At 44.7% G+C, this 26852-nt stretch carries 17 protein-coding genes, 2 tRNA genes, 1 rRNA gene and 1 pseudogene (1 of these 21 running past the window's edge); 16 read left to right on the top strand and 5 right to left on the bottom strand.

Annotated features, from left to right (window positions below; genetic code table 11):
• Nucleotides 1-73: 73 nt before the first annotated feature.
• Nucleotides 74-955 (top strand): LysR family transcriptional regulator, encoded by an 882-nt coding sequence (locus TRNA_RS24430; RefSeq protein WP_011197578.1) that lies wholly within the window; start codon nt 74-76, stop codon nt 953-955.
• 81 nt (nt 956-1036) lie between these two features.
• Nucleotides 1037-1258, top strand: a complete 222-nt coding sequence (locus tag TRNA_RS24435) for a hypothetical protein (RefSeq protein ID WP_003179194.1) — start codon at nt 1037-1039, stop codon at nt 1256-1258.
• A gap of 6 nt (nt 1259-1264) precedes the next feature.
• On the opposite strand, the gene TRNA_RS43760 is transcribed toward TRNA_RS24435, so the two are convergent.
• Nucleotides 1265-1534, bottom strand: coding sequence for a hypothetical protein (locus TRNA_RS43760; protein ID WP_162013498.1), 270 nt, complete (start codon nt 1532-1534; stop codon nt 1265-1267).
• On the opposite strand from TRNA_RS43760, the gene TRNA_RS24440 reads away from it, so the two are divergent.
• Nucleotides 1472-2665 (top strand): MFS transporter, encoded by a 1194-nt coding sequence (locus TRNA_RS24440; RefSeq protein ID WP_231105880.1) that lies wholly within the window; start codon nt 1472-1474, stop codon nt 2663-2665. The two genes, TRNA_RS43760 and TRNA_RS24440, sit on opposite strands and share 63 nt — an antisense overlap.
• A 95-nt stretch (nt 2666-2760) precedes the next feature.
• Here TRNA_RS24440 and TRNA_RS24445 read toward each other — a convergent pair whose 3' ends face one another.
• Nucleotides 2761-3543 carry a cyclase family protein gene (locus TRNA_RS24445; RefSeq protein WP_011197580.1) on the bottom strand — a complete coding sequence of 261 codons (783 nt, stop codon included), beginning with the start codon at nt 3541-3543 and terminating at the stop codon, nt 2761-2763.
• A gap of 125 nt (nt 3544-3668) precedes the next feature.
• On the bottom strand, nt 3669-5051 hold the full coding sequence (locus tag TRNA_RS24450) for an amino acid permease (RefSeq protein ID WP_011197581.1): 1383 nt from the start codon (nt 5049-5051) through the stop codon (nt 3669-3671).
• A 401-nt stretch (nt 5052-5452) separates the two neighbouring features.
• Here TRNA_RS24450 and TRNA_RS24455 point away from each other — a divergent pair, with 401 nt between their 5' ends.
• From TRNA_RS24455 to TRNA_RS24480, 6 genes are all read left to right on the top strand, one after another.
• Nucleotides 5453-6088, top strand: a complete 636-nt coding sequence (locus TRNA_RS24455) for a DUF2306 domain-containing protein (RefSeq protein ID WP_003179202.1) — start codon at nt 5453-5455, stop codon at nt 6086-6088.
• Nucleotides 6089-6280: 192 nt separating this feature from the next.
• On the top strand, nt 6281-6916 hold the full coding sequence (locus TRNA_RS24460) for a Yip1 family protein (RefSeq protein ID WP_003179204.1): 636 nt from the start codon (nt 6281-6283) through the stop codon (nt 6914-6916).
• A gap of 341 nt (nt 6917-7257) precedes the next feature.
• Nucleotides 7258-7755: an RNA polymerase sigma factor gene (locus tag TRNA_RS24465; RefSeq protein WP_003179206.1), complete on the top strand. Its 498-nt coding sequence runs from the start codon at nt 7258-7260 to the stop codon at nt 7753-7755.
• Nucleotides 7755-8615 carry a DUF3298 and DUF4163 domain-containing protein gene (locus tag TRNA_RS24470; RefSeq protein ID WP_009330109.1) on the top strand — a complete coding sequence of 287 codons (861 nt, stop codon included), beginning with the start codon at nt 7755-7757 and terminating at the stop codon, nt 8613-8615. Before TRNA_RS24465 ends, TRNA_RS24470 begins: the two co-directional genes overlap by 1 nt.
• A gap of 229 nt (nt 8616-8844) precedes the next feature.
• Entirely contained in the window at nt 8845-10725 is a 1881-nt protein-coding gene (locus TRNA_RS24475) for an acyltransferase family protein (RefSeq protein ID WP_003179210.1), read from the top strand.
• A 188-nt stretch (nt 10726-10913) separates the two neighbouring features.
• Nucleotides 10914-12119 (top strand): Bcr/CflA family efflux MFS transporter, encoded by a 1206-nt coding sequence (locus TRNA_RS24480; protein ID WP_003179212.1) that lies wholly within the window; start codon nt 10914-10916, stop codon nt 12117-12119.
• Nucleotides 12120-12158: 39 nt separating this feature from the next.
• Here TRNA_RS24480 and TRNA_RS44030 read toward each other — a convergent pair whose 3' ends face one another.
• Nucleotides 12159-13262, bottom strand: coding sequence for a response regulator (locus tag TRNA_RS44030; protein WP_305954424.1), 1104 nt, complete (start codon nt 13260-13262; stop codon nt 12159-12161).
• A gap of 96 nt (nt 13263-13358) precedes the next feature.
• Nucleotides 13359-15254, bottom strand: a pseudogene (locus TRNA_RS44035) (ATP-binding protein); the annotation flags it as partial.
• Between the two features lie 174 nt (nt 15255-15428).
• On the opposite strand from TRNA_RS44035, the gene TRNA_RS24490 reads away from it, so the two are divergent.
• From TRNA_RS24490 to TRNA_RS24520, 7 genes are all read left to right on the top strand, one after another.
• Complete coding sequence (locus tag TRNA_RS24490; RefSeq protein WP_011197584.1) at nt 15429-16505, top strand: response regulator; 1077 nt, start codon at nt 15429-15431, stop codon at nt 16503-16505.
• A 297-nt stretch (nt 16506-16802) separates the two neighbouring features.
• On the top strand, nt 16803-22730 hold the full coding sequence (locus tag TRNA_RS24495; RefSeq protein WP_011197585.1) for a SpaA isopeptide-forming pilin-related protein: 5928 nt from the start codon (nt 16803-16805) through the stop codon (nt 22728-22730).
• Nucleotides 22731-22796: 66 nt separating this feature from the next.
• Nucleotides 22797-23429, top strand: coding sequence for a class A sortase (locus tag TRNA_RS43805; RefSeq protein ID WP_003179219.1), 633 nt, complete (start codon nt 22797-22799; stop codon nt 23427-23429).
• Between the two features lie 575 nt (nt 23430-24004).
• A complete protein-coding gene (locus tag TRNA_RS24505) occupies nt 24005-25426 on the top strand; it encodes a sugar porter family MFS transporter (RefSeq protein ID WP_003179221.1) in 1422 nt (473 codons plus the stop codon).
• Between the two features lie 597 nt (nt 25427-26023).
• A tRNA-Arg gene (locus tag TRNA_RS24510) sits at nt 26024-26100 on the top strand.
• Nucleotides 26101-26112: 12 nt separating this feature from the next.
• Nucleotides 26113-26186, top strand: a tRNA-Gly gene (locus TRNA_RS24515).
• Nucleotides 26187-26343: 157 nt separating this feature from the next.
• A 16S ribosomal RNA gene (locus tag TRNA_RS24520) occupies nt 26344-26852 on the top strand (it continues 1041 nt past the right edge of the window).

The following is a 26852-nucleotide window of genomic DNA, read 5'->3' on the forward strand; positions in this document are numbered from 1 at the left end:
ACTATAAATAAAATTGAAATATCAAAATGCATTATTGATTTTTTCGATAGATCAAGTGTTAAGGAGACATCGAATGGAAATCAGACATTTAATCACGTTTCAGACCATCGTTGAAATGGGAAGTTATACGGGGGCGGCTTCGAAATTAGGCTATACTCAATCCACGATCACCACTCATATCCAGGCTCTTGAGCATGAGATCGGCGGGGCTTTATTTACGTATGAAAAAAGGAATTTAAAACTGACTCAGTTAGGAAGGGAGTTAATGCCTTTAGCCGAAGAATTGCTGTCAACCCATAATCAGATCAAGAATTTGCAGAGCGCTCACGAAGTGAAGGGGGTATTGAAAGTGGCTGCGCCCGAGTCTTTAACCATTTCTAGGCTGGGGCCAATAATAAGGGAGTATTCGTTGAAATATCCTCATGTCAAATTGAAACTGAGCAACGGTACATGCGGACAAAACCAAGTCGACTTATTAAGCGGGAATGTGGATGTCGCTTTAATGGTTTATCCCGAAATCGAGCTGGACAAATGCATTCGCTACACGTTGGCTGAGGAGAAGATCGTCCTTGTCGGCAGCAGTGAAGGGCCTGAGGATTTAGAAGAATATCAAAAACATTTTTTTATAACGAATGAAGAAGACTGCAGCTATCGAACCATGTTTGAAAAATATCTCTTGAAAAACGATATTCATTACTTTCCAACGATGGAGTTGTGGAGCATCGAAGCAATAAAACAAACGGTCATGAGCGGACTCGGATTTTCTGTTTTGCCTTACATTACGGTGAAAGACGAAGTGGAAAGCGGTAAACTGAAAATCCTTCCTCATTCTCAATACCTCGACCCGCTTTATTCCCAGATGCTTATCAAAAAGAAAAAGTGGCAGCTGCCTGCTGTGGATGCTTTTGCGGATCTGGTATTGCATTCGTTTCGTGAACCTCGATTAATAGGATAAAATGAATAGTGAAAGATTCACTTGAATTCCTTATTTTGCAGATTAGATGTGCTATGATACAAAAAAAGGGCGGGAATACTTTTGCGCGAATTTGCACCTAAAGTTTTTCAAACGACAGGGATTATTGGTTTTATTTTAGCTTTTGTCCAAATTCCAATCGGCTGGTTTATCGGATTTTTCTTTTCCGGTTTGTTCTTCATGATGTTGAAATCAAACAATGAAAAATCGGGAACCTTCAACATGATGGCTGGGATTGCGTGTTTATTGTATTCATTCTATTGTTTGTTTACGCAAGTGTTGTGATTGATATTATAAAGAAAAAAATAAAAAGCAGGTGGATGTCACATTTATAATCATGAGTTTTAAATACGGAGCGTGATGAAATGAAAGAAAACAGCCTTTTCCATTCTGTACCCCAAAATCTATTTGTCTTTTATCTAATTCCATCGTGTGCATTTGGAAACCAAAATGGGTGATTTGTAATTGCGAAAGTTGAAACTGTTGCTTGCCGCTAATTTGATTTCCACCGTAGGTACCGGCATCACTTCCTATTTGATTGTCTGGCTGCTGATTGATCAATTGAAACAATCCGTTTTATATGGGTTATTGACGATGGCAACGATGATTTTAGTGTTTTTTGCCTCACCCTATTTAGGGAGTTTGGTGGATCGATATTCTCGAAAAGCGATATTCCTCTATATGGAAATTACAGGAATAGTGGTCTTGGGCGTTTTTTCTGTTCTATGCAATGTTTCCGCCGTGTTGGACATCACCCTTGTTGTGATGCTGATTTTTTATCATACAGCTTACGATTCGATAAAGTATCCTGCTTTAGCCGCTTTAACACAGGAAATGTTCAAAAAAGAGGACTATAGTAAAGTGAACAGCAGTCTTGAAGTTCAGGGGCAGGCGGCGCTGATGATTAGTTCGGGGCTGGCTGCCATGATGATCGGCAAGATGGATGCGGCAGTTATTTTGGTTATGAACATCTCTACATTTATAGCAGCTTCCATCCTCATCTACCAACTTCCTTATCAAAGAAATGCTGAAGCGGAAGAGCATTCCAATACAATGAAAAATGAATCTTACTGGAAAAACTTCAGATCCTCACTCCAATATTTATGTTATCGAAAAGTTTTGTTTGTTCTTTTATTGACTTCTTTTATACCAAGCATCGTGATTATTGTCGCAAACTACTTGGATCCGGTTTTCATTTACGACTATTTAAACGAAGGTCCGTCAGTTATCGGCATTGCCAATATTGTTTACGCCATTGGAGCTATGGGTGCGGGCTTTGTCGCATATCAAATATCAAAGAAATGGTCTGATATGCAAGGTGTTATATTGTTTATGGCAGTATTTGCTCTAGCAACAATTGCGATCTTCCTCGTTCCGAATGCCGTGACATTTATAGTGGCAAGCCTCTTTTGGGGGCATTCAAATGCTGCGATCAGAGTATTTAGAAAAAGCTATATGTTCCATCATGTCGATAATGCATATATGGGACGTGTCAATTCGTTGTTTAATGCGGTAAAGCTGTTGGGACAAGTTGCTTTAATAGGCATCTTGACGATTACAGTAGTGCCGGCGGGTCAAACTGTTTACGGATACTTCGTTTTATTCATCATTGTAATTGCTGCTCTTTTAACAACAACTTATTTATTTAACAGAACTTATAACAAAGATAAAGAAAAGCGGGTATCTTTATAGAGTAGCTTCCCCCGTAGAGGAGGCATAAAAAAGCATTGCTGTTTAAATACGATACTTTTTTATGCCAAGGGAGCCCCCGCGATGATCCCTAGGCTTCATTCACCGCTAAGAATTGCAACCGGACGCGCCCAGCCGGCCGACGCTTTTTCAACTTTTACGGGAAAAGCCATGACATAAAATCCGGTGGAAGGCAATTGATCCAGGTTGGCGAGCTTTTCAATTTGGCAGTAAGGAATGGTGCTTCCTGAATAATGACCTTCCCAAATAATCGACGGGTCTTTTTCCTGTTCAAAGCGCTTGGCGGTCATGCTGAATGGAGCGTCCCAGCTCCAAGCGTCAGTTCCGACAAGGCGCACGCCCCGTTCCGTTAAAAAAAGCGTTGCTTCGCGCCCCATCCCGCAGCCGCTGTCCAGGTAATCGCTTTGCCCGTATTTGGCACCGGCCGACGTATTCACAAGAACAATATCCCCGGGCGCGAGTTTATGATTGATGCGGTGAAGTTCTTGTTCGATTTCTTCAGGGGTTACGATATGCCCGTCTTTCAGATGTCTGAAATCCAGCTTAACGCCGGGGCCATGAAACCAGTCAAGCGGAACTTCGTCAATCGTCATCATCCGCTTGCCGTCATCAGTAACAGAACGGTAATGGTATGGAGCGTCTATATGCGTTCCGGCATGCGTTGACATTTTCACTTTTTCCAGCGACCAGCCTTCTCCCCCGGGAAGATCTTGCGAAGAGAGGCCGGGAAAGCTCTGGACCATCTGTTTGGCTCCTTGCTTATGATCCGCATATTCGATTTCAGGGATAAACCCCGGCGGGTCAGACGGAATATCGCCTCTTAGCGATACCGACAAATCTACAATTTGATTGATTTTCATCTGTTTTCCCCTTTCTGCCTAAGCGGCTGACCATTGAATTGATGTGCGGCTGTTGTCTTTTTAATTTTACAGCAAGAGCCATACAAAAAGCCCGCAGAACTTTCTGCAGGCGATTCGCATTTTTTCTACACTTGCCGTGACTTAGGTTTTCTCAGCTTGTAAATCGCGATCAGCATGATAAACCAAACCGGCGTGACAAATAAGGAAACACGGGTGTCCTGCGCCAGTGCGAGCACAATGAGGATAAACGCAAGAAAACCGAGAACCACATAATTTGAAAACGGGTAAAGCGGCATCTTGAATTTGTTTCTTTTCGCTAAATCCGGTCTAGTTCTGCGGTATTTCAAATGGCAGATGACGGTTATTCCCCAAATAAAGATGAAGCATATCGTCGAGATGCTTGTAATGAGCGTAAACACTTGCTCAGGCATGATATAGTTCAGCATGATGCCAATCAGAATAACGACCGCTGAGAAAAACAATGCATTGCCCGGCACTTTGCGGGAGGTCAGTTTGGTCATAGCGCCGGGCGCATTATGTTCTTTCGCGAGCGAGTATATCATCCGGCTTGTGCTGAAGACTGCGCTGTTGCTTGCCGAAGCCGCCGATGTCAGCACCACAAAGTTGATGATGCTTGCAGCCGCAATGATGCCGACCGCTGCGAAGACTTGGACGAACGGACTCTCATTAGGATTGATGACATTCCACGGATAGATGCTCATGATTACAAGGAGCGCACCGATATAAAAAAGCAAAACCCGAACGGGGATATTGTTGATCGCTTTAGGAATGACCTTTTCGGGATCTTTCGTTTCCCCCGCTGTCAGCCCCACAAGTTCGATGCCTACAAACGCAAAGACAACCATCTGGAATGAAAGGAGAAATCCGTGCAGTCCATTAGGAAACATGCCGCCGTGGCTCCAAAGGTTGTGAAAGGCGGCAGTGCCCGAATGGGTAGAAAATCCTTTGAAGATCATGAAAAGTCCGATCGCGATCAGCGCCAATATCGCAATGACTTTGATTAACGCGAACCAGAACTCCAATTCTCCAAAAAGCTTGACGGTGGCCAGGTTCATGATCAGCAAAATGATCAGGGCGATCAATCCGGGCAGCCATTGCGGTACATCAGGCAGCCAGTATTGGGTATAAAGCCCGACCGCGGTTAAATCGGCCATTGCGAGCGAAATCCAGCAAAACCAGTATGTCCACCCCGTTATAAATGCCGCCATGTCGCCTAAGTAGTCTCTTACAAAGTCGACAAACGAATGGTATTCCAAATTGGATAAGAGCAGTTCTCCAAGAGAACGCATAATGAAAAAACAAATGATTCCCGTAATCAGATAAGCAAATAAAATCGACGGTCCTGCAAAATGGATTGATTTCCCCGAACCAAGAAACAGCCCCGTTCCGATCGCCCCGCCGATGGCGATGAGCTGAATATGCCTGTTTTTCAGGCCTCTCGATAATTTTTGTTCGTGTATATCGTTGTCAGTTACATCTTCTGTCACTTTATGTATGCCTCCATTTTTTGTTTTTAAGCCTGATCTCCCGCATGTTTTAAAATCTATTATAACATTAAAATTTGAAGTAATTGATCATATCGGCTTGTGGGATAGAGTTCATCTGTTATCGTCGATAACACTTCAAGCAGAGACATCATTCAAAAGTATGCCGCAAAAGATGACAGAGTTATACCGGTTTCCCAGGAAAACTCAGATCCGAACAAAGGGAAGAAACAGTACACGGCTTGTTTTTAATGGTTTTGTCATTGAGAGGTCCTAAAACGCCAAGCTGCTGCGCTCGTCCGCTTTCGTGATACAATATAAGCACCTGAGAGAGCATGATGTTTTAGGAGGGACAAAAGCTGAACAAAAATAAATTTAAACGCAGTCAATCGGTTTTTTCGGCAATGCTGATCCTAATCGCGGTGTATGTTCTGTATACATTGTTTGAAAATTTAATTCTTGATCCGCAATCAACGTCCTTTCTGAGCCATAAATCTCACCTCCGAGACTCCTTTCACCTCCCGATCTGGCTAAAGGTGATGTATGTTCATGTCATTGCCGCTTGTTTGGCGATGGTTTCGGGAGCTGTCAACTTCTCCAGCGGCTTGTTGGCCAAAAGCCGCAAAATCCACCGGCTTAACGGCTTTATTTACGTCGTCTCGGTGATGGTAGTTACGCTATCATCAGGCTATATGGCACCCCATTCTACGGGAGGTAGAGCCGTCAGCATAGCCTTTAACATGGTGAACATGTATTGGCCGGCGGCCACTGTTATTTCCGTCATCAAAGCACGGCGAAATCAGTTTACAAAGCATCGGAATTGGATGATTCGCAGCTATCTATTCTGTTTTACCAATCTGTTTATTCATTTCATCACGTTTGTGTGCCGAAGCGGATTCGGTTTGCCATACGATATCAGCTACACGATAGGCGTTTACGGGGCGATTGCACTGAACGTGGCGGCAGCTGAGTTCGTCATTCATTTTACACGCAGAAAAGCGGTGGACATTTTGCATACAGCTGGATTCGATAAGGTATAGATAATTCGCTGTGCCAAGGGTATTTGAGCCCTTGGCATTCTGTTTTTTTAGCTCTTACAAACAAGTACAGGGCTATAACTGTTGCGGCAGGAACCATTTTTCTCTTGATCTCTTATTTTTATGTAAGTTTAAGCTGGGTTTAAGGTCAGTCATGTAAACTTTGAAGGATACCGTATATGGAGGAATAGAAGCATGGATGACAGAATTGAAACAAAAGAGCCGATGCCTTCATTAATCGGCTTGATCACGAACCCGGCATTGCAGTTTGAAAGAATGAAAAGGCGGCCGGCGGTTGCTCTGCCGATGTTTATTGTATTCGTTTTATCGGTTTTATCTGCTTATCTTTATATTTCAAAAGATTTTCCCGATACGTATACCTACTTTGGAATGATCATATTTTTATGGGAGTTTTTAAAGACGGGGATCTATTTGTTTGTATCAGCTTTAATATTATGGCTGATCGCGACAATAGGGGGCGGAAAAACAAACTTTGTGACGATGTTTTCGTTGGCGTCTTTTGTAGGCTTTGCCAAAATCATTGGCGACGTGATAAACAATACAGTTTATCGTTTTGCGAATGTGCCGGAAGGGACTTCGTTTACATCTTTGCACGATGTTTTTTCGGCCGTCGAGCCTTATAAAAGCATATTGGGCGTGTTTGATATCTTTATGGTTTGGGCGCTTGTGTTAGCGGCTGAAGGTCTTCAGAAAGCGGGTGGAGCTTCGAAACGGGCTTCATGGATCGCCGTTGCAGTTTTATTTATTCTCAAGTTTTTGTTCGCTTGTTTTTTTGGTTTGTTTGCCGCATTGTTTGAGGATATTTTTTAGAATTTCGATTCGGATTATTTCAATATACAAAATCAGTTTCTCGCGAGGTTTATATCGGTGTTTTTTTTCTCTATCCGCTAAAAGGGAGCAAGGGCTACGGAGCAAACCTTTATATATGGTTTGCTCTTTTTTTGTTTCTCATCATTGATTTGCGCAAACCGGCATTCTGGCGACTCAATTTCCTTCGCCTCCCTTTCCGGTATTTTTCAGGGTAGAATAAATGAAGTGATGTTTTCTTTAAAAAAAACACGTCTTTCCGCAAACTATTTTTCGCACTCCCGCGTCTATCCTAATGTAACAGCCGTATATACGTATATTCGAAAAAGGAGTTCTTTATTGCAATGAAGAAACAAGCAGCCAGAGCGTCTCTTGTCGCTTGCATAACAGACCGGAAAGAAGACTTTTACCGGCTGGCATACAGCTATGTGAAAAATCAAGAAGACGCCTTAGATATTGTCCAGGAATCAATCAAAAAAGCGCTCGATTCCGTCGATTCCGTTCGCAATCCGGATACGATCAAAAGCTGGTTTTATAAAATTTTGGTGCGGACGGCAATCGATTTTTTGCGCAAACAGAAAAAACTAAAGGTTATGGATGATCAAACGATCGAGTTTTTAAGCCAGGGCAAGGAAGATACCTACCGGGATACAGATCTCCATGAGGCGCTTGATGAGTTGCCGCAACCCTACCATACCATTATTGTTCTGCGGTTTTTCGAGGATCTCAAACTGGAAGAGATAGCGGAAATCACAGGCGAAAACTTGAATACGATCAAAACGCGCCTTTACAGAGGATTGAAGCTTATGCGCATCCAATTGACGAAGGAGGATCTTTCTTAATGGATAAGAAATTGGAACAGCTGAGAAAAGCATATCAAAACGTCCCCATTCCGAAGGAGCTGGATCAGGTTGTCGAGACTGCGCTTCAGCATAAACCGAAGAAGAAGAGAAGGATAGTGGTATGGCCCGCATCAACGCTGGTCGCGGCGGCTGTACTATTGGCTGCCGTCGTGAATATCAATCCCGGAGCAGCGCAGGCCATGTCGCAGATACCTGTCATCGGCAAGGTCGTTAAAGCCATCACATTCACCGAGATCAAACAGAAAGATGGAGAATCGAGCATTGACGTGAAAACACCGGCTCTTTCCGGCTTGAATAACCGGGAGCTCGAAAATGGCATCAACGAGAAATATGTAAAGGAAAGCCATCAGCTTTACCGGGAATTCATGAAGGAGACGTCCCGGAATAAAAAAGGGCATCTCAGCATCTACAGCGATTATGAGACAGTCACGGATACGAAAGATTTGATTTCGATTCGGCGAAGCGTCGAAAGAACGGAAGCGTCCAGCTATACCGAACGGCGCTATATCACCATTGACAAAAAGAATGAAGTCCTGCTCACCTTGAAAAGCTTGTTTAAAGACGACCGGTATATCACCGCCATCAGCGAAAACATTAAAGAGCAAATGAAACAGCAAATGAAAGATGATCCTGATAAAATATATTGGATCGGTGACGAAGAAGTCGAGCCATTCAAACGAATCAAGGCCGACCAAAATTTTTACATTACAGAGAATCATAAACTGGTGATTTCGTTTGATGATTATGAAGTCGCTCCCGGCTATATGGGCGCGGTGGAGTTTGAAATTCCGACTAAGGCGATTTCGAACCTGCTGATCGGCGACCGCTATATCCGCTAGTGAAAGAAATCCATGATTCGCTGAAATCATGGATTTCTTATTTTTTACAACTTTGTAACAACATATTCTGCAGGAAACTCTTATACTAGAGAGACGGCATTACTCAGGGAAGATAAAAATGACGATTTTTTGAAACAAAAAACCGTCCTGACTTCGTCTATAATATCGGAGCCGTAAAAGGCACGAAACATACAGAAGAATCGTACGTACATATCATTGGAGGAATACCATGCGAGATCAGACACAACAACACCGTTACATACCGGGGTTAGACGGCCTTCGGGCTTTTGCCGTTTTGGCGGTTATCGCTTACCACCTCAACATGAGCTGGGCCGACGGAGGCTTCATTGGGGTTGATATCTTTTTTGTTTTATCAGGATATTTGATTACATCGATTATCCTGCCGGCGTATGGAAATGACATTTCCCTCACATTCCGCGATTTTTGGGTGCGCCGGATACGGCGGCTGCTTCCAGCGGCGACGCTCATGATTTTCGCAACCGTCATATGGGTCGCTTTGTTTAACAGAGAGCTGATGCATACCGTACGGGGAGATGCGATCTCCTCTCTTTTGTATGTCAGCAATTGGTGGTTTATCTTTCACGACCTGTCATATTTTGATAGTTTCGGATCGCCGTCTCCTTTAAAAAACTTGTGGTCACTGGCGATTGAAGAACAGTTTTATTTTATCTGGCCGATCATTTTGCTGTTGGGCATCTACATATTTAAAAAGCGGGAGAGGTTTGCAGCGGCGGTTGTGCTGTGTGCGCTTTGTTCAGCCATATGGATGAGCATCCTGTACGTCCCGGGCGGCGATCCGAGCCGTGTATATTACGGGACGGATACACGCGCTTTCGAGCTGTTGATCGGATGCGCATTAGCCCTTGTGTGGCCGATGAAAAGGCTGTCTGGGAACAGGCTCCCCAACAGCCTCAAGCATGCATTGCACGGAACTGAGCTTGCCGCTTTCGCGCTGCTTATGATGTGCATTTATTTTGTCGATGAATTCAGCCCGTTTCTCTATCACGGCGGAATGCTTATAATCAGCATAATCGCAGCTATTTTGATTGCATGCGTCAGTCATCCGAGCAGCTTCCTGGGCTTTGCCCTTTCCGTGAAGCCGCTGCGCTGGATCGGGAAAAGGTCGTACGGCATTTATCTTTGGCACTATCCCGTTATCGTGCTGAGCACGCCTGTTCAGGAGATTGGAAATCCGGTGTACTGGCATGTTGCGATGAAGGTCGCCGTTACATTTATTCTGGCGGAACTTTCGTATCGCTTTATTGAGAAGCCGATCCGAAAAGACGGTTTTAAACCGTTTGTCAGCCGGGTTTTTCTGGATAAGATCACGGAATGGAAAACGGCTTCCGTTCCAAGCAAAATATCAATCGGCCTGATGTTTGCCGCGCTCCTCGTTTTTGCAGGGGGTCTGTCGGGATTGGCCGACGAAAAGAAACAGCCGCAGCAGGCCTATTCAAAATCTTATGAGGAAACAAGCGCCTCAGCGGATCAGCCGGCTGACAAAAGTGAAGAACGGCAGGACGATAAGAAAGCACAAACTGAGAGCGGAAATGAGAGTAAAACCGGAAACGGGGAGGAATCGTCAGATACGAAAGATGAGCAGTCTGCGGAAAAAGAGCCGGATCGCATCGAAAAAGAAGTATTGGCTGTCGGGGATTCGGTCATGCTGGACATCGCTTCAAGCCTGCGCCGGAAGATTCCGGGAATCACAATCGACGGACAGGTTGGAAGGCAAGTGAGGGAAGCGCTTCAATTGACATCAACCTACGCCTCCTTTAATCATCCGGACAAAGCCGTCGTCATTGAATTGGGAACAAACGGCTATTTTACGGACGGCCAATTGGACGCTTTGCTTGATGCTTTCTCAAAAGCGGATGTCTATCTCGTGAATACGCGCGTCCCCCGACAATGGGAGAGCAAGGTGAATGAATCGCTTCGGAAGCATGCGGACAGCCGTCAAAATGTGACATTGGTCGATTGGCACGCTGAAGCACTGCAACATCCCGAATATTTCACCGCCGACGGCGTCCACCTGATGCCGAAAGGTGCTGAAGCCTTGGCATCGCTTATCGTCAAAGCGATGAAATAATCTATAAAAAGAGGCTCTCCTTTAAGGAGGCCTTTTTTTATGGCAATAAAGTCAATTGGGTGCATTTATTTTTCATGCAACCGCCTTTCACTGTTCAAAAAATATGGTACAATATACAAATGTTTTGCAGCCTGTAACAATAGAAACAGAGATGTTAACTAGGTTGATAGAAAGGTTTTGATGTTTTTATGCTTCATAATCCAGTTGGAAAAGAGAGGTTGGCATTGGCTTTTCTGCTCGGAATGCTTGCCATACTTGGACCTCTTAATATCGATATGTATTTGCCGAGCTTCCCTGAAATAGCGGATGACCTGGGAGCCGGTGCGTCGCTTGTGCAGCTCAGCTTAACGGCTTGCTTGATCGGCCTTACCATCGGCCAGCTCGTGATTGGGCCTGTGAGCGATGCGAAGGGAAGGCGAAAACCTTTATTAATTTCGATTTCGCTGTTTGCGCTGTCTTCACTGTTTTGCGCGCTGTCGCCTAATATCGCGACATTAGTGCTTGCCCGTTTTTTACAGGGATTTACCGCTTCGGCTGGAATTGTGCTGTCGCGCGCCATTGTACGGGACGTGTTTACAGGGAGAGAGCTTTCTAAATTTTTCTCGCTTCTAATGGTTATCACCGCGGTTGCGCCGATGGTCGCGCCGATGACGGGGGGAGCCATCCTGCTTTTGCCGTTCGCTACTTGGCATACGATTTTTTATACGCTGGCATTGATCGGATTGTTACTAGTACTCGTTATCTCGATGAAATTGACTGAAACATTGCCGCCCGAAAAACGGATTCCAAGCTCAATCGGTTCGTCTCTCAAAACGATGGGGAGCTTGTTGAAGGATCGGTCTTTTATCGGCTATGCGCTGACTGTCGGTTTCATTCACGGAGGCAGCTTTGCCTACGTATCCGGAACGCCTTTTGTATATCAGGATATCTATGGGGTTTCTCCTCAGGTGTTCAGCGTGCTGTTCGGCATTAACGGCCTCGCCATTATTTCGGGAAGCTTTATCATCGGGCGATTCGGGGGAATCATTCATGAGAGGAAGCTCTTGCGGATCGCGGTCATTACCGCTGTCATCGCGACATCCGTTCTCCTGACGATGACGATTTTGAAAGGACCGCTTGCAGCGATTGTCATTTCAATCTTTATCTACATGATAACCATCGGAATGACGTTGACAAGCACATTTACGCTGGCGATGGAAAACCAGGGGCACCGTGCGGGCAGTGCAAGCGCAATGCTGGGCATGCTTCCGCTGCTGCTCGGTTCGATCGTTTCGCCTCTCGTTGGAATGAATGAAACAACGGCCGTTCCAATGGGTGCGATCATGTTCATCACTGCTGTGATCGGCTCTTTCGCTTTTTTTGCTTTAACGCGGGAAAACCAGGGGGAGCGGTAAAGGTAAAGGACGGAATCACTTGATTCCGTCCTTTTGTTGTTATAGAGGCGCCCGCTGGATGGCGGAGTCTGAGACGTCCGCGGATTCATTGATAGAAATGACCATTGAGACAGCGGTCCCGCTATCAGGCGTACTTTCGATATTCAGTTCACTTCCGCAGAAGTGTTTCAGCCTGCGGTTGATATTTTTCATACCGACACTATGAGTGAAATGAGAAGAAAAGATATCTTGTTGTTTCTCCGGCGGCATGCCGATTCCGTTGTCCTCTATCTTGATATAATAGCGGTTTTCGCTTTCTTTTTTTGCCGTCAGCTTGATCCAGCCTCCGCCTCTTTTCTTGCTGATGCCATGGTGGACGGCATTCTCGACAAGAGGCTGAATCATTAAAGGCGGAAGGGTAAAGTCGATGTCTTCCTCAATATCGTAAATGACGTCCAGCCGATCGCCGAAGCGCGTTTTTTCAATGGAAAGATACGAATTCACAATCGACAGTTCATGCTTGAAAGAACTCATCCCTGATGTATTTTGAAAGTCAAAACTCATTCTCAAGTAGTTTGTAAAATCAGCCGTCACTTCGCGCGCCTTTTCAATATCCAAATGACTGAGCGCGATAATGGTATTTAATACATTGAAAAGAAAGTGCGGCTTGATCTGCGATTGGAGGAATGCCATCTCCATATTTGTCGCTTGGGCTGCCGTATCTTTCATCATGATCAGGTTTTTAACGCGGGCTGCAAATTCAGTGTAGTTGTACGGTTTCTGCAAAATGTCATTTGCCCCAGCGTGAAAAGCCTTGTATTTATCATGGTCGATGATGGCTGCCGTAATGATCAGAACCGGAAGTTCCACCATTGTGAACCTTTCGCGGATTTTCATGCAGACTTCAAACCCTGTCATATCCGGCATCATCAGGTCCAAAATCACCAAGTCAAGCTTTGAACGGGAGACGACTTCGAGAGCCTCATGGCCGCTTTTTGCTGCGATGACTTGATAAGGAACGCCTTCAAGCATATCGGCCAAAATTTTTAAGCTTTCGATGTTATCATCGACGATCAAAACAGTTGAAGCATCCATTTTCTTTGAGTAGTACGGCGTGCTGATAGAAACATCGGGCAGATCTCTGACGGCTTGCTGTTGAGGCATGTTCTCCTTCTTCGCGTCAGGAAGAGGGTCATTTTTTGCAACAGGCAGTGTGAAATGAAATGCCGATCCTTTCCCTTCTTCCGATTCTACCCAGATCTCTCCATTTTGAAGCTGAACGAGCTGTCTGACGATGCTTAAACCAAGCCCGGCTCCGTCGTCTTTATGGTTTTTTGCTTGTTGAAAAGCTTCGAATATCAATTGACGCACGGCTTTTGGTATGCCGACTCCTGTATCTGCTACTGTAATTTTGACCTTCTCTTGGTCGAGCCTTTCGGCGGAGAGCGTAATCTGCCCCTCCGGCGTATACTTGATCGCGTTATCAACCAGGTTGGTCATGATTTGCCGGAAGCGGTTTTCGTCGGCCAAGACGAGCGGCAGTCCGGATGGAACACGGTTTACAATCCGGACATTTTTATTTTTTGACAACAGCCGATAGAAGTCCATTTCCGTGCTGATCGCCGAATGGGCATCGACAGGAACGGCCTGAATCTGCAGCATGCCCTGCTTCATTTTTTCCAAATCGAGAATGTCGTTCACCAGACTGGAGAGTCTGTATCCCATGCGGATGACCAGCTGCAGATTTTCTTTTTCTTCCTCTAACGTCCTTTTTCTCTTCCTTGCCAAAAGGGTCTGGCATATATTAATCATGCTGTTCAGCGGCGTTTTAAATTCATGTGATGTTTTGGCGATAAACTCGTCTTTTAATCGATTCATTCTGAGCAATTTCAAGGACAGGATTTCGTTCTCGCGGAATGCGCCTGCGAATTGCTGCGCCATCATCAGTACAGCCGCCAGCAAAGCGATGATCGACGGCACGGCATAGAGCGAATTGAATGAAAAGCCTCTTTTGCCGCTGTAAGCAGAAACTGTCGTTAAAATGACGAATGCGCTCATCGAGATCGCTGCAATCGTAAGATAAAGGCTGCCTTTCATTTTCCGAACAGCAGAAATCGCAAACACATACGTAATATAAATCAAAGTCGTGACGGCAAGAACAGAGTGCAATATATATGCGAGACGGTCTGTGTAACCCCAGGTAATAAAATCAATCATCAAAACCAGTACAGAAAATGCAGTCGCGGCGATTATCCATTTTTTCGAAACGATTTCTTTGTAAGCGAAATATAGATAGAGAAAAACCGCCATACTGACAAGCACCATTGTGGTCGCCCTCACGACGCTTAAAGCTGAGAATGAGATAGACGGAAAGAGAAGAAAGATCATTCGTTCTCTTCCGATTAAAAGCACTATGACCGAAAAAAGAAGACACATCGTGGAAAAAAAGAATAAGTGCTTATCCTTTCTTCGATGCAGAAAAAAGCCGAGAAAGTATAAACCGGTAATAAAGAATGCTGTGATCATGCTGGTTTCATTTAAAAAAGAGATTTTGCTTTGGTGTAAAATGTGCTGCTGCATCCCAAAGGCAATCGGTTTTTCTATCCCCCATGAAGGTGTTTTTTTGAAGTTCGAAAATTGTACAATCAACTCGTTGTCTCCGCGGCGAACCTCGAAAAAACTCGTATAAGGCCTGTTTTGCGCCGTGAAATTCGCTTTGTTTGAAGGGGTTCCGCTCTGCCCGATCAATTTGCCGTTGAAATAAACTCGGTTTGCGCTGTTTATAAAAGAGGTGCTGATTCCGAACATCTCATTGTCTTGCTTTGACCGGATCATCAGTCTGTATGTACCGTAATCCACGTTTTTTCCTGAATCGGTAAGTTTGACATTGTTAGGCACATCGGAATAAATGGGGGCTTTTCCTTTGCCTGCATGAATGTCCTTTGGGGAGAGAAGCTGGTTTCGGTATAGTGCCCATTCTCCGGTGAGCGCGATGTTCCCGTCTTTCTGAAAATCCCATGTTTCCAGATTGATGATTCCTTGCTTCGCTTCAGGGTAGTTTTGCTCGGACAATTGGTTGTTAATGAATAAGAAAATAAAAAAGAAGCCGGCATAGCCGAGAATAATCGAAATGAAAACAAATAGCTTTTTCAACATGAGCACTCCTCATTCCACCTGCTGCAGTCTTGTCGAATCTTATGAATATTGTACTCTTAAATGTTAATAAACGACAAGATTAAGAAAATGAATCCAACTAAATAGGTCCGTAGACATGATATAATCATTATCATAATTTCCAGATGATTCGATGAAAAATGGGGTGGGTGTGTCGTGAAAGCGTTAATTGTGGATGACGAGGAACTGGCATTGCTTCATTTTAAAAATATGCTTGAACGAACAAATTGCTTTCGATTCATTGAAATGTTTCAAGATCCGGCTGATGTTCTGGAATATCCGGATATTCGGGATATAGACACGGTGTTTCTTGACATTGAAATGCCGGGGATAAACGGGATTGAGCTCGCTGAAGCGATTCAATCGATGAATGAAAACATTCAGGTTGTTTTTATCACGGCTTATAACGATTTTGCCATAAAAGCGTTTGAATTAAATGCGGTGGATTATTTGCTTAAACCCGTCGATTACGTCCGGCTCGTGAAGACGATTGAACGGATCAGGGAAAACAGCTTGCTAAAGGCTTCAGCGGTAAATGCCGGAGGGGACTATTTCATCCAATGTTTTGGGAATTTGCAATTTTACAAAGCAGAGAAGGGCGTCAAAACATATATACCTGTTAAGTGGAGAACATCCAAGGCCCGTGAAATTTACGCGTATTTGCTTCATCATCACGGCCATGTGATCAGCAAAGACGTGCTGATCGACCTGTTCTGGCAGGATCATGATGTCTCTAAAGCAAGCACTCAGCTATATTCAGCGATTTATCAAATCAGGAAATTAATCGATAGGCTTCCTTTCGGTCAATCCATCGAGAAGACTGACACAGGATATGTCCTCCGGATTTCCGGTGTGAAAGTGGATGCTGACGAATGGGAAAAGTCGCTGAAAGAGGCTCCTCCCATCCATATGGCGACGATCAACAGGCACATGGAATTGCTGCTTGCATACGAAAACCATTACTTTATGGAACACGGTTATTTGTGGGCCGAACCCGAAAAGACGCGGCTTGCCCGGATCTGGCTTGGAAAAGCTTATGAACTGGTCGATTTTCTTATTCATGAAAAAGACTACCGCCGGGGGCTTGATATATGTCTGCTGGTCGAGAAAATCGAACCGTGCGATCATAAAATCATCCAATACAAGATGCAGCTGTTTAATAAAACCGGGAATGTAGAAGAAGCGATCAAGGAATATGAGCGCTATAAACTTATGAAGGACAAAATGAATTAAAGGTAAACGCGAGACCGGATCAGCCGGTCTTTTTTTATGCCATTTTCAGCTTACATTTCGATGTTCAGAAATTGTATAGTTCCATCCCATACAATGTAGTTTGGTTCGGATGATGTCAGCTGACATAAAGCAAAATTCATACCCGCGACATCTTGACTACCGCCGCTAAACATACAGCAACGATTTTAAAAGCCTGTCATTCTGCAAATAGAAAAAAATTTTCAGGAGGGAGGCCGTCCATTTCCAGGCTCAATCGATCCGTACACAAAAACATTATAAAAGGGGAGGAATCACAATTTGAGATCGAAAAAATATTCGTTCAGCCTCAGCAAAAAAAGAGGGCTGAAATCATTTTTGGTCACTTGCCTGGCATTGTATTTGATCTTCAGTCAAGTTGTCGGCTTTACGCTGACGGCAGTGGCTGCCGGCACATCAACAGGCGGCAGCGTGTTTTTTGATTCAGTGACAATCAAAAACAGCGAAGATCAAACGGTTGACGGCTCAAAGGGAGACGAACCAGCATTAAAGCCGGGAGACAAAGTGACACTCACATACGAGTGGTCGTTAAAAAACGATGAAGAAGCCGGCGCCGAAAACAGTTTCACTGTAGAGGTACCTAAAAGCTTCGAATTCGCTCAGGATGCCGAGGGAGAAGTGAAATCGGCAGATCAGCAGATCATCGGCAGCTATCAAGTGAAAGCGGACAGCAACATTTTTACCGTAACTCTAAAAAGCCCTGCCGAGGGCTCTGCCGGAGCAAAAGGGGCCATTGCGCTGTCAGCAAAGTTTGCCGCAGATATGAAAAGCGATACAAAAACGGTCACAGCTCTCTTTCAACTCGGAGCAGGCAAGACACAGCAAGTGATCATACCCGTGAATACAGGCTCCGAATCGGAAACGGCGAAAAATGATCCTCCGTCATCTGAGGACGATCAGTCAGACGATCAATCAAAATCTTCAGGAGGACAGGACCAAGAGGAAACGAAGAAAAAAGCTGCCGACGCTGAGAACAGCGATTCAAAACCGGCGGCATCTTCCAGACTGGCGGCAGCCGGAAGCCTTGCGTCCGGTGGCAATCAAATCACCCAAAATATTTTAACCGGCGTGACGCTGACGGATGAGCACGGAAAGCCTTATGACAAAAGCAATCGAGCCGACACGAATTCTCCGGCGAAAATCTCAATTACTTGGGACATCCCGAATGAGCTCGGAAAGACGATAAACGACGGCGACCGCTATGAATTTGATCTGCCTGAAGCTTTTATCATGTACAACGACATTACGAATCAGCCATTAAGCTCAGACGGCATCACGTACGGCTATTTTTCAATTGATACAAAAGGCCACGTTGTGATGACGTTTAACGGCGAAGTGAAAGAAGATTCGAATGTCAAAGGGACGTTGTTTGTCAACACCCAGTTCAACGCACAAAAAATAAAAGGCTCGACGACTCAAAAGATTCCTTTTCCGGTGAAATCAGACACTCCGGAAGTAACGGTTTATTTCAAACCAAAAGTAAGCAAAACCATTGATAAATCAGGAACTTTCGATAAAGGCATCAACCCCGGGCAGGTCACATGGACAGTCGACCTCAACAAAAAATTGGATCAGGTGAAAAATGCCAAGCTGCAGAACTTTCCAGAGGGGCTGACCTATCGTTCTGTCAAAGTTTATCAGCTGGATGTCAACATAGATGGTTCAGTCAGCCGGGGAGATGAAGTTCTTTCAGGCTACACCGTAGACGCAGATGGAAATGTCACATTCGACGGTGAGATAGATTCGGCTTACCGCCTCATCTATGTGACGGACATCGATGACTCCGCAAAACCGAACGAAGGCGGAAACGCTGCATTTAGGAACAAGGCAACGTTCGGCGGAGACAATCTGGAACCGGCTTCTGCAGAGGCCTCTGTCACGGCCAAATACGGGAAAATGATCGAAAAATCGTCGACAGGTTATAAAAGCGATTCACAGACGTTCAGCTGGACGATTTTATATAACTATGGAGAGAAAAAAATCGACGAATCCAAAGCGAGCATAACAGACTCGTTTGGTTCCGCTGATTTGCATCTTGTTTCAGATTCCTTAAAGGTGATTCCGATTACTTTCAATCAGAACGGCAGTGAGCAGGCTGGAACGCCTCTAACGGAAGGCAAGGATTATACGCTCTCTGATAATGGAAGCGGGTTTGAAATCAAATTTAACCAAGATGTTACCGGAGCTTACAAAATCACGTATCAAACCGAGGTCAACAGCGGAGTAATCATCGATAAATCAACAACCTATACGAACACTGCAGTGACCGGAACAGGAGAATCAAAGAAAGCTTCAGGTACAGCCGTTCAGCAGAATTTGATAAAAGGCTACTCAAACATTGATTACAAGAAGAAAACGGTCGATTGGACGATCGCAATCAACAAAAACAACTACACGATGAACAATTGGAAGTTGGATGACAATTTCGAAAGCGGCGGGCTCACGCTCCTCGACGGATCATTCCGCCTTCAGGATGTGACGAATAACAAAACGCTTGAAGAAGGCAAAGACTATACATTGATAATAAAACCGGATCATGAAGGTTTTCTCCTGGAACTCATCGGAGATTATGCGACAACGAACAGCCAGCTTAAGATCACGTATACCACGAATATGAATGCCGACTTTTCCAACGAAAATGTCAAAAACACGGCAGAATCAACGTGGACTGATCACAGCAGCACTGAACGCAAAAATAAGGAAGCGAGCAGTTTTACGCCGAATCGCCAGACATCCCACAACGGCTTCAAACACGGCTTATACAACGCTGTTTCAAAAGAAATCACGTGGAAAATCGGCATCAACTATAATGGAGAGCCGTCAAAAAACCCTTATATTAAAGATTCTTTAGCAGATGACCAGCAATTTGAAAAAGGCTCGGTTGTCGTCAAGAGCTATTCAGTTAATAAAGACGGTTCCATCACAGAAGGAGACATCCTGCCCGCCTCCCAATATGATGTGGAAGAGCCGTCGGCTGCCAATAAACAAACTTTGACCGTCCATTTGAAAACGGACGATTCCGTCCCGTATCTTATTGAATTTAAAACATCGCTAAAAGGACAGGTCATTAAGCACGATCCTTACACCAATAAGGCCACGTACCATAATGCCGGATATTCAGAGCGTGAGTTGACGGCATCCGTTTCGGTCGCAGACGGAGGAAGCCTCGTTTTCAAAGGAGGCAAACAAAACGGAGGTTATGTCGATTGGAGCATCAATGTCAACGCGAGCCAGTCGGTGTTGGAAGATGTAAAAGTCACCGATACTCCGGATACCAATCAAATTTTAGCTGAAGATTCTTTTAAAGTTTATCAGGCTAAATATGATGAAAAAGGTGCAGTCAAAGACAGCAGCGGAAATCTTGTCCCGGATGATGTTCAGCTTAAGAAAGGCGAGGACTATACACTGGATATCAAGACCGACAATGCAACCGGCGAACAATCATTTGTCCTGAAATTTACAGGCGATTACAAAAAAATCGACCGCGCCTATGTTATTCAATATCAATCATTGATCAATATTGCCGGCACGAGCGGCCATGTTAACAACAAAGTGTCGATTTCGGGAACGAATGTCCAGGAACAGACCCAGGAAAACAACAGCTCGGTCTTTGTTGCCGTTTCAAGCGGCGGCGGTTCAGGCTCAGGGGAAAGAGGAAGCCTGACAATCCTTAAAACGGGAGAAGACGGGACGCCGCTTTCCGGAGCAGATTTTCAATTGCGGACAAAAGATAATGAGCAGCTCCTGCGGACAGGAACGACTGACGACAACGGCAAGCTGACATTCGGCAATATTCGCTATGGCACTTACATTTTAAAAGAAATCAAGGCGCCTGACGGATATACGATCAGCGACGCCTATGCAGACGGGGTCTCCGTTGAGATTAACAGCAGCTCTTCAAGTGCCGGAGCGCTTTACAAAGTCGTGAATGAGAAGAATAAGGTGACGCTTATCAAACAAGACGAACAAAAGAATCCGTTGGAAGGAGCCGTGTTCAAGCTGGAGAAAAAATCCGGCGATGGCGCCTTTACGACAATACGTACAAATATTAAGAGCGACAAAAACGGAAAAGTTGAGATCAACGGTTTGCCGCCCGGCGATTATCGTTTGCTGGAAACGAAAGCGCCTGAAGGTTATCTCTTAAATACAAAAGAACTCGGCTTCTCCGTCAAAACGAATGATAAGAATCAAGTACCTGACGTTGATTTAGGAACATTGATCAACTATAAAGGCAGAGCACATTTAACGAAAGAAGATGCAGAAGGCCGTCAATTAGAGGGGGCTGAATTCAAGCTCATTGATCATGAAGGCAAAACCATTCATGAAAAGCTCACCTCAGATCAAGACGGGAAAACCGCGGTATCTGACCTTGCGCCTGGCCGCTATGCCTTTGTTGAAACCAAAGCGCCCGAGGGCTATGTGATAAACAGCAAGGCAATCGAGTTTACCATATCTGAATCGGCAAAAGAAAAACCGGAATCCGTGGACGCAGGCAAAGCCGTCAACTATAAAGGTTCGGTTTATTTGACAAAAGAGGATGCGGAAGGCCGTACGCTGAAGGGCGCTGAGTTTAAGATCGTTGATCATGAAGGCAAAACCGTTCATGAAAAGCTCACTTCCGATGAAGACGGAAAAATCGCAGTTTCAGGCCTGGCGCCTGGGCGCTATGCTTTCGTGGAAACGAAGGCGCCCGAGGGCTTTATGTTAAACAACGATCAAATAGAATTCACCATCCCGGGCTCAGCTGAAGGGAAACCGGAGCCGGTTGATGCAGGCGCCGCTGTTAATTATAAAGGCTCGGTTCATTTAACAAAAGAAGATGCGAAAGGCCACAAGCTTGAAGGAGCCGTTTTTAAGATCGCAGATCAAATCGGGAATACCGTACAGGAGGAACTGGTCTCAGATCGAAATGGAACTGTTACGGCTTCAGGCCTGGCGCCTGGGCGCTATGCTTTCGTAGAAACGAAAGCGCCTGATGGATTTGTATTGAACAGCGGGAAAATCGAGTTTGTCATCCCGGATTCCGCTAAAGGAAAACCTGAACATGTAGATGCGGGCACATTCGTTAACTATAAAGGTTCTGTTTACTTGGAGAAAAAAGATGAAGACGGCAATGGATTAGAAGGAGCCGTGTTTAAAATCATTGACAGCGAAGGCAAAACGGTCAAAGACGATTTGATCTCTAAAGAAGGCGGCAAAATCGAGGCTGGCGATTTGGCGCCGGGAAGCTATCAATTTGTTGAAAAACATGCGCCTGACGGCTACCTGCTGTCAACAGATCCGATCCCATTTTCCATTACCGGGAAACACGAAGGTGAGCCGAAACAGGTTAAACTGACGGCTCTCAACAAGAAAAACAGCGTTGTGCTCACAAAAGTCGGCCAGGATGACAAGAGCGCCGGACTTCAGGGAGCGCAGTTCGATTTGACAGATGAAACCGGCAAGGTGCTGAAAACCGGTTTGGCAACAGACGCAGACGGCCGGATCACAGTGTACGGTCTTAAGCCCGGTAACTACCAATTTGTCGAAACAAAAGCGCCTAAGCATTATCAATTGGATAAGACGCCAATATCGTTCACAGTCAAAAATACTGATACAAAGCAAATCGAACTGACTGCAGAGAACCAATTGACACCTGGCGATGTGAAACTGACGAAAGTGGACAGCAACAATAAAAAGGCTGTTTTAAAAGGAGCCGAATTCAAACTGCTCGATGCCGATGGAAAGCCAGTTAAAGCCGGAGGCAACAGCAAAAAGCTGCCGGCAGTCTGGACTACAGACCAAAACGGGCAGTTCACAGCGGAGGGATTGGCACCTGGACGCTATCAATTTGTCGAAACGAAGGCTCCTGACGGTTACAAGCTGGATGAAACACCGATTCCTTTTGAAATTAAAAAAGGACAGACAAAACCGGTCGAGGTGATCGCGTCCAATGAAAAACTGAAAACGCCGGCTGTTGATAAAGGCGCACCGGACCCGAATTCGGGAGACCCTAAAACAGATAACAAAGGCACACCGGACCGAAATTCGAAAGGAGATCCTAAAACAAATGACAACGGTCATTTGAAAGATACGCTTCCGAAAACCGGTGACACAGACAGCATCATTCCGATCATGATCGGCATCCTGCTGATTCTGTCTGGAGGAGCCTTCGCTTTCTTCACAAGAAAGAAACAAAGAAAGGCGTAAACGAATCATTGAAGCACCTGATCATTGAACCGGTCAGGTGCTTTTTTAAAGAAAGGACTGTGAGGCATGTATAAAAAAATGATCGTTGCCGTGCTTGTCATATCAGGAATACTCTTCGTCTTGTCTCCTTTCATTAAAGAAAGCATCATCATCAATCTCAACAAGAATAAAAATTTTGATTTGACTGCTGAACAGGCGGAACAAAACAATGCACAAAAGGCTTCATTTGATTTTGAGGCGATTCAGCCGCCTTCTATTTTGGAAACAATAAAAGCCAGCCTCGATCGTGAATCAAAAGCGGTCATCGGCCGGATCACCATAAGCAGCGTCAATCTCAAGCTTCCGATATTGAAGGGCACAACCAATCAAAATCTTCTTTACGGAGCGACAACAATGCGACCCGATCAGAAAATGGGCGAAGGCAACTACCCGCTGGCAGGCCATCATATGAAGCGGGAGAGCCTCTTATTCGGTCCCCTTCTCAACATTGAAAAAGGAGATACCGTTAAAATCACAGACTTTAAAAAAGACTATATATACGCTGTGACGTCGAAACAATTCATTTCTGAAATGGACACAGATGTGATTCAAGAGACGAAAAAAAAGGAAATTACACTGATTACATGTGACAAAGCTGTGAGAACCGAAGGACGCCTTGCTGTCAAAGGAAAGCTGATTCATGTTGCTGTACACAGATAATTGAATGTCCGCTGCAGGCAGGCAAAAATACTGAGGGATTGCCCCTTGGTATTTTTTTATTGGGACTAAAATTCTATACATCACAAAAAAATGACAAAAAGATCACTATGAAATGACAAGAGTAAAAAAGTAATGAGAAATAACAAAAAAAGAAAATGAAACGATGCGGATTGGATATTTTTCTTTCATACCGGGGTTGGCGGCGATTTTACTCAATGAAAATAGATAAGTTTTCTGAAATTTATATTGACTGAAAGCGCTTTTAAAATTATGATAATATCAGACCTAACAAAGATGTACCAAAAACATAACTATAACCTAACAATTTATTTAAACGGAATAGAAATGAAAGCGATTCCAAAATATTCCGTTGCGGGTAATTGGTTGCAAGGAGGCTTCAGCTTCCATCAAAATAAAATTTTTAATTTTCTGTTAAGGAGGGGTTGCTTGGGGCGAAACTTTCAAAAGTTAGATATGAAGCTTTTAGGAAAAAGAAATGAGCTACTATTAAGGATGTTTCGAAAACCTTTGGAAATAAATCAATTTTCATTTAAACAAAGGCGGGGGAAATCAATATGAATGAACAGGGAAATCAGAAATCATTTTTGCGTACTATTATTTTAGTCTCGACGTTCGGCGGGCTTCTATTCGGGTATGATACCGGAGTAATCAACGGAGCCTTGCCTTATATGTCTGAAGGAGATCAGCTGAACCTGACAGCATTTACAGAAGGATTGGTCGCGAGTTCGCTTCTCCTGGGAGCCGCATTGGGAGCGGTGTTCGGCGGAAGGCTATCCGATTATATCGGACGCCGCAAGAACATCATTTTTCTAGCTGTACTTTTCTTTTTCTCGACGCTTGGATGTACGCTTGCGCCTGATGTGACGGTTATGGTTATCTCACGGTTCCTGCTCGGAGTTGCCGTAGGAGGAGCATCTGTTACAGTCCCGACTTACTTGGCTGAAATGTCTCCTTCAGAAAAAAGGGGACGAATGGTTACCCAAAATGAATTAATGATTGTCTCCGGACAGCTTTTGGCATTTACCTTCAATGCCATCCTCGGAACCACAATGGGCGATTCCTCACATGTTTGGCGTTACATGCTGGCCATTGCCGCAGTCCCGGCTGTATTCTTGTTCTTTGGTATGCTGAGAATGCCCGAAAGTCCGCGATGGCTTGTCTCTAAAGGGAAAAATGAAGCGGCGCTGGGTGTTCTGAAAAGAATCCGCAAGGAAAAAAGGGCGCATTCGGAAGTTGCTGAAATCGAAGCTGCAGTCATGAAAGAATCGGAAATGAAAAAAGCGAATTATAAGGACCTGGCTGTTCCTTGGGTGCGCCGAATCGTATTTCTTGGAATCGGTATCGCTGTCGTTCAGCAGATTACCGGTGTAAACTCTATTATGTATTACGGAACAGAAATTCTTAAAAATGCCGGGTTTGAAACTAAAGCTGCACTCATCGGCAATATTGCAAACGGTGTCATTTCAGTATTGGCGACGTTCGTGGGGATTTGGCTTTTAGGAAAAGTGGGACGCAGACCGATGCTGTTGACCGGTTTAATAGGAACGACATCAGCTTTGCTGCTTATCGGCATCTTCTCAAACGTCCTTCAAGGTTCAGCTGCTCTTCCTTATGTCGTACTTACGCTGACTGTAACCTTCCTTGCATTCCAACAAGGCGCCATTTCTCCTGTAACATGGCTCATGCTTTCTGAAATATTCCCGCTTCGCGTACGCGGCCTCGGGATGGGCGTCACCGTGTTTTGTTTGTGGATCGCCAATTTCTTTGTCGGATTCTCGTTTCCGATACTGCTTGAATCGATTGGGCTGTCCTCGACATTCTACATTTTTGTCGGACTTGGACTTCTTTCCATTGCATTCGTGAAAAAATTCCTTCCTGAAACAAAAGGCCTCACGCTTGAACAGCTTGAGCATAATTTCCGCAACTATAAATCGGAAACAGCACAAAGCGGTGCAAGCGCTAAAATCAGCGGGTGACCATTTGAATTGTTGAGGGACATGCAGGTCGAGTCTCAACGGCAGAGCATAAGAGCATATAGATGAAGCATTTGAAGTTTGCAGGCGGAAATTTTCCTATAGCGAAGATTTCTGCCTGCATATTTGTATGTATCGGAGGCGTCTTAGATATCCTAAAAGAAGATCTTGAATAAAAGCTTCATTAAATGACCGTGCAAAAGTGCTGTCGAGGTTAATGGTTTATAGTTCGGTTCAGTATATATTGTAATGAAGTTGGGGAACATTCAATAAAACATCACATAAGATGAAAAGGCAAGTAAAGCGTCATTTATTATGAATGGCTGTAAGCATTATTTTTTCAGGGGTATAAAAAATGAAAAAAGTGTTGACGGATCAGTTGGATGCATGATATATTATTATTCGTCGCTGAGACAACGAAGTTACAGCTTTTAAATACAGATATTATATTCATCATTTAAAGGGTGTACAAAAATCTTAAAATGTGTATAATGGATAAAGTCGAAACAAAAAAGACTTCATTCATTCGGCAGAAAAACTTCAAAAAACTTCTTGACTTTAACTGATATTCATAGTATTATAGTTAAGTCGCCTGATGAAGCGCCCGTAGCTCAATTGGATAGAGCGTTTGACTACGGATCAAAAGGTTAGGGGTTCGACTCCTCTCGGGCGCGCCATATATTCGCGATGCGGGTGTAGTTTAGTGGTAAAACCTCAGCCTTCCAAGCTGATGTCGTGAGTTCGATTCTCATCACCCGCTCCATTTTTAGAATGATCTTTGAAAACTAAACAAGACAAAACGTACCTGTTAATTCATTAAATAAATCGTACATGCGAATGTGCGTAGTCAGGGGCCTGCACGATGCAGGTCATGCAGATGTTGTCACAGGATGTGACGAACTTAATCTGCGCTCCATTATTTCATGGAGAGTTTGATCCTGGCTCAGGACGAACGCTGGCGGCGTGCCTAATACATGCAAGTCGAGCGGACCGACGGGAGCTTGCTCCCTTAGGTCAGCGGCGGACGGGTGAGTAACACGTGGGTAACCTGCCTGTAAGACTGGGATAACTCCGGGAAACCGGGGCTAATACCGGATGCTTGATTGAGCCGCATGGTTCAATTATAAAAGGTGGCTTTCAGCTACCACTTACAGATGGACCCGCGGCGCATTAGCTAGTTGGTGAGGTAACGGCTCACCAAGGCGACGATGCGTAGCCGACCTGAGAGGGTGATCGGCCACACTGGGACTGAGACACGGCCCAGACTCCTACGGGAGGCAGCAGTAGGGAATCTTCCGCAATGGACGAAAGTCTGACGGAGCAACGCCGCGTGAGTGATGAAGGTTTTCGGATCGTAAAACTCTGTTGTTAGGGAAGAACAAGTACCGTTCGAATAGGGCGGTACCTTGACGGTACCTAACCAGAAAGC

Origin of the sequence: Bacillus licheniformis DSM 13 = ATCC 14580, assembly GCF_000011645.1 — a bacterium.
Lineage (GTDB): Bacteria > Bacillota > Bacilli > Bacillales > Bacillaceae > Bacillus > Bacillus licheniformis.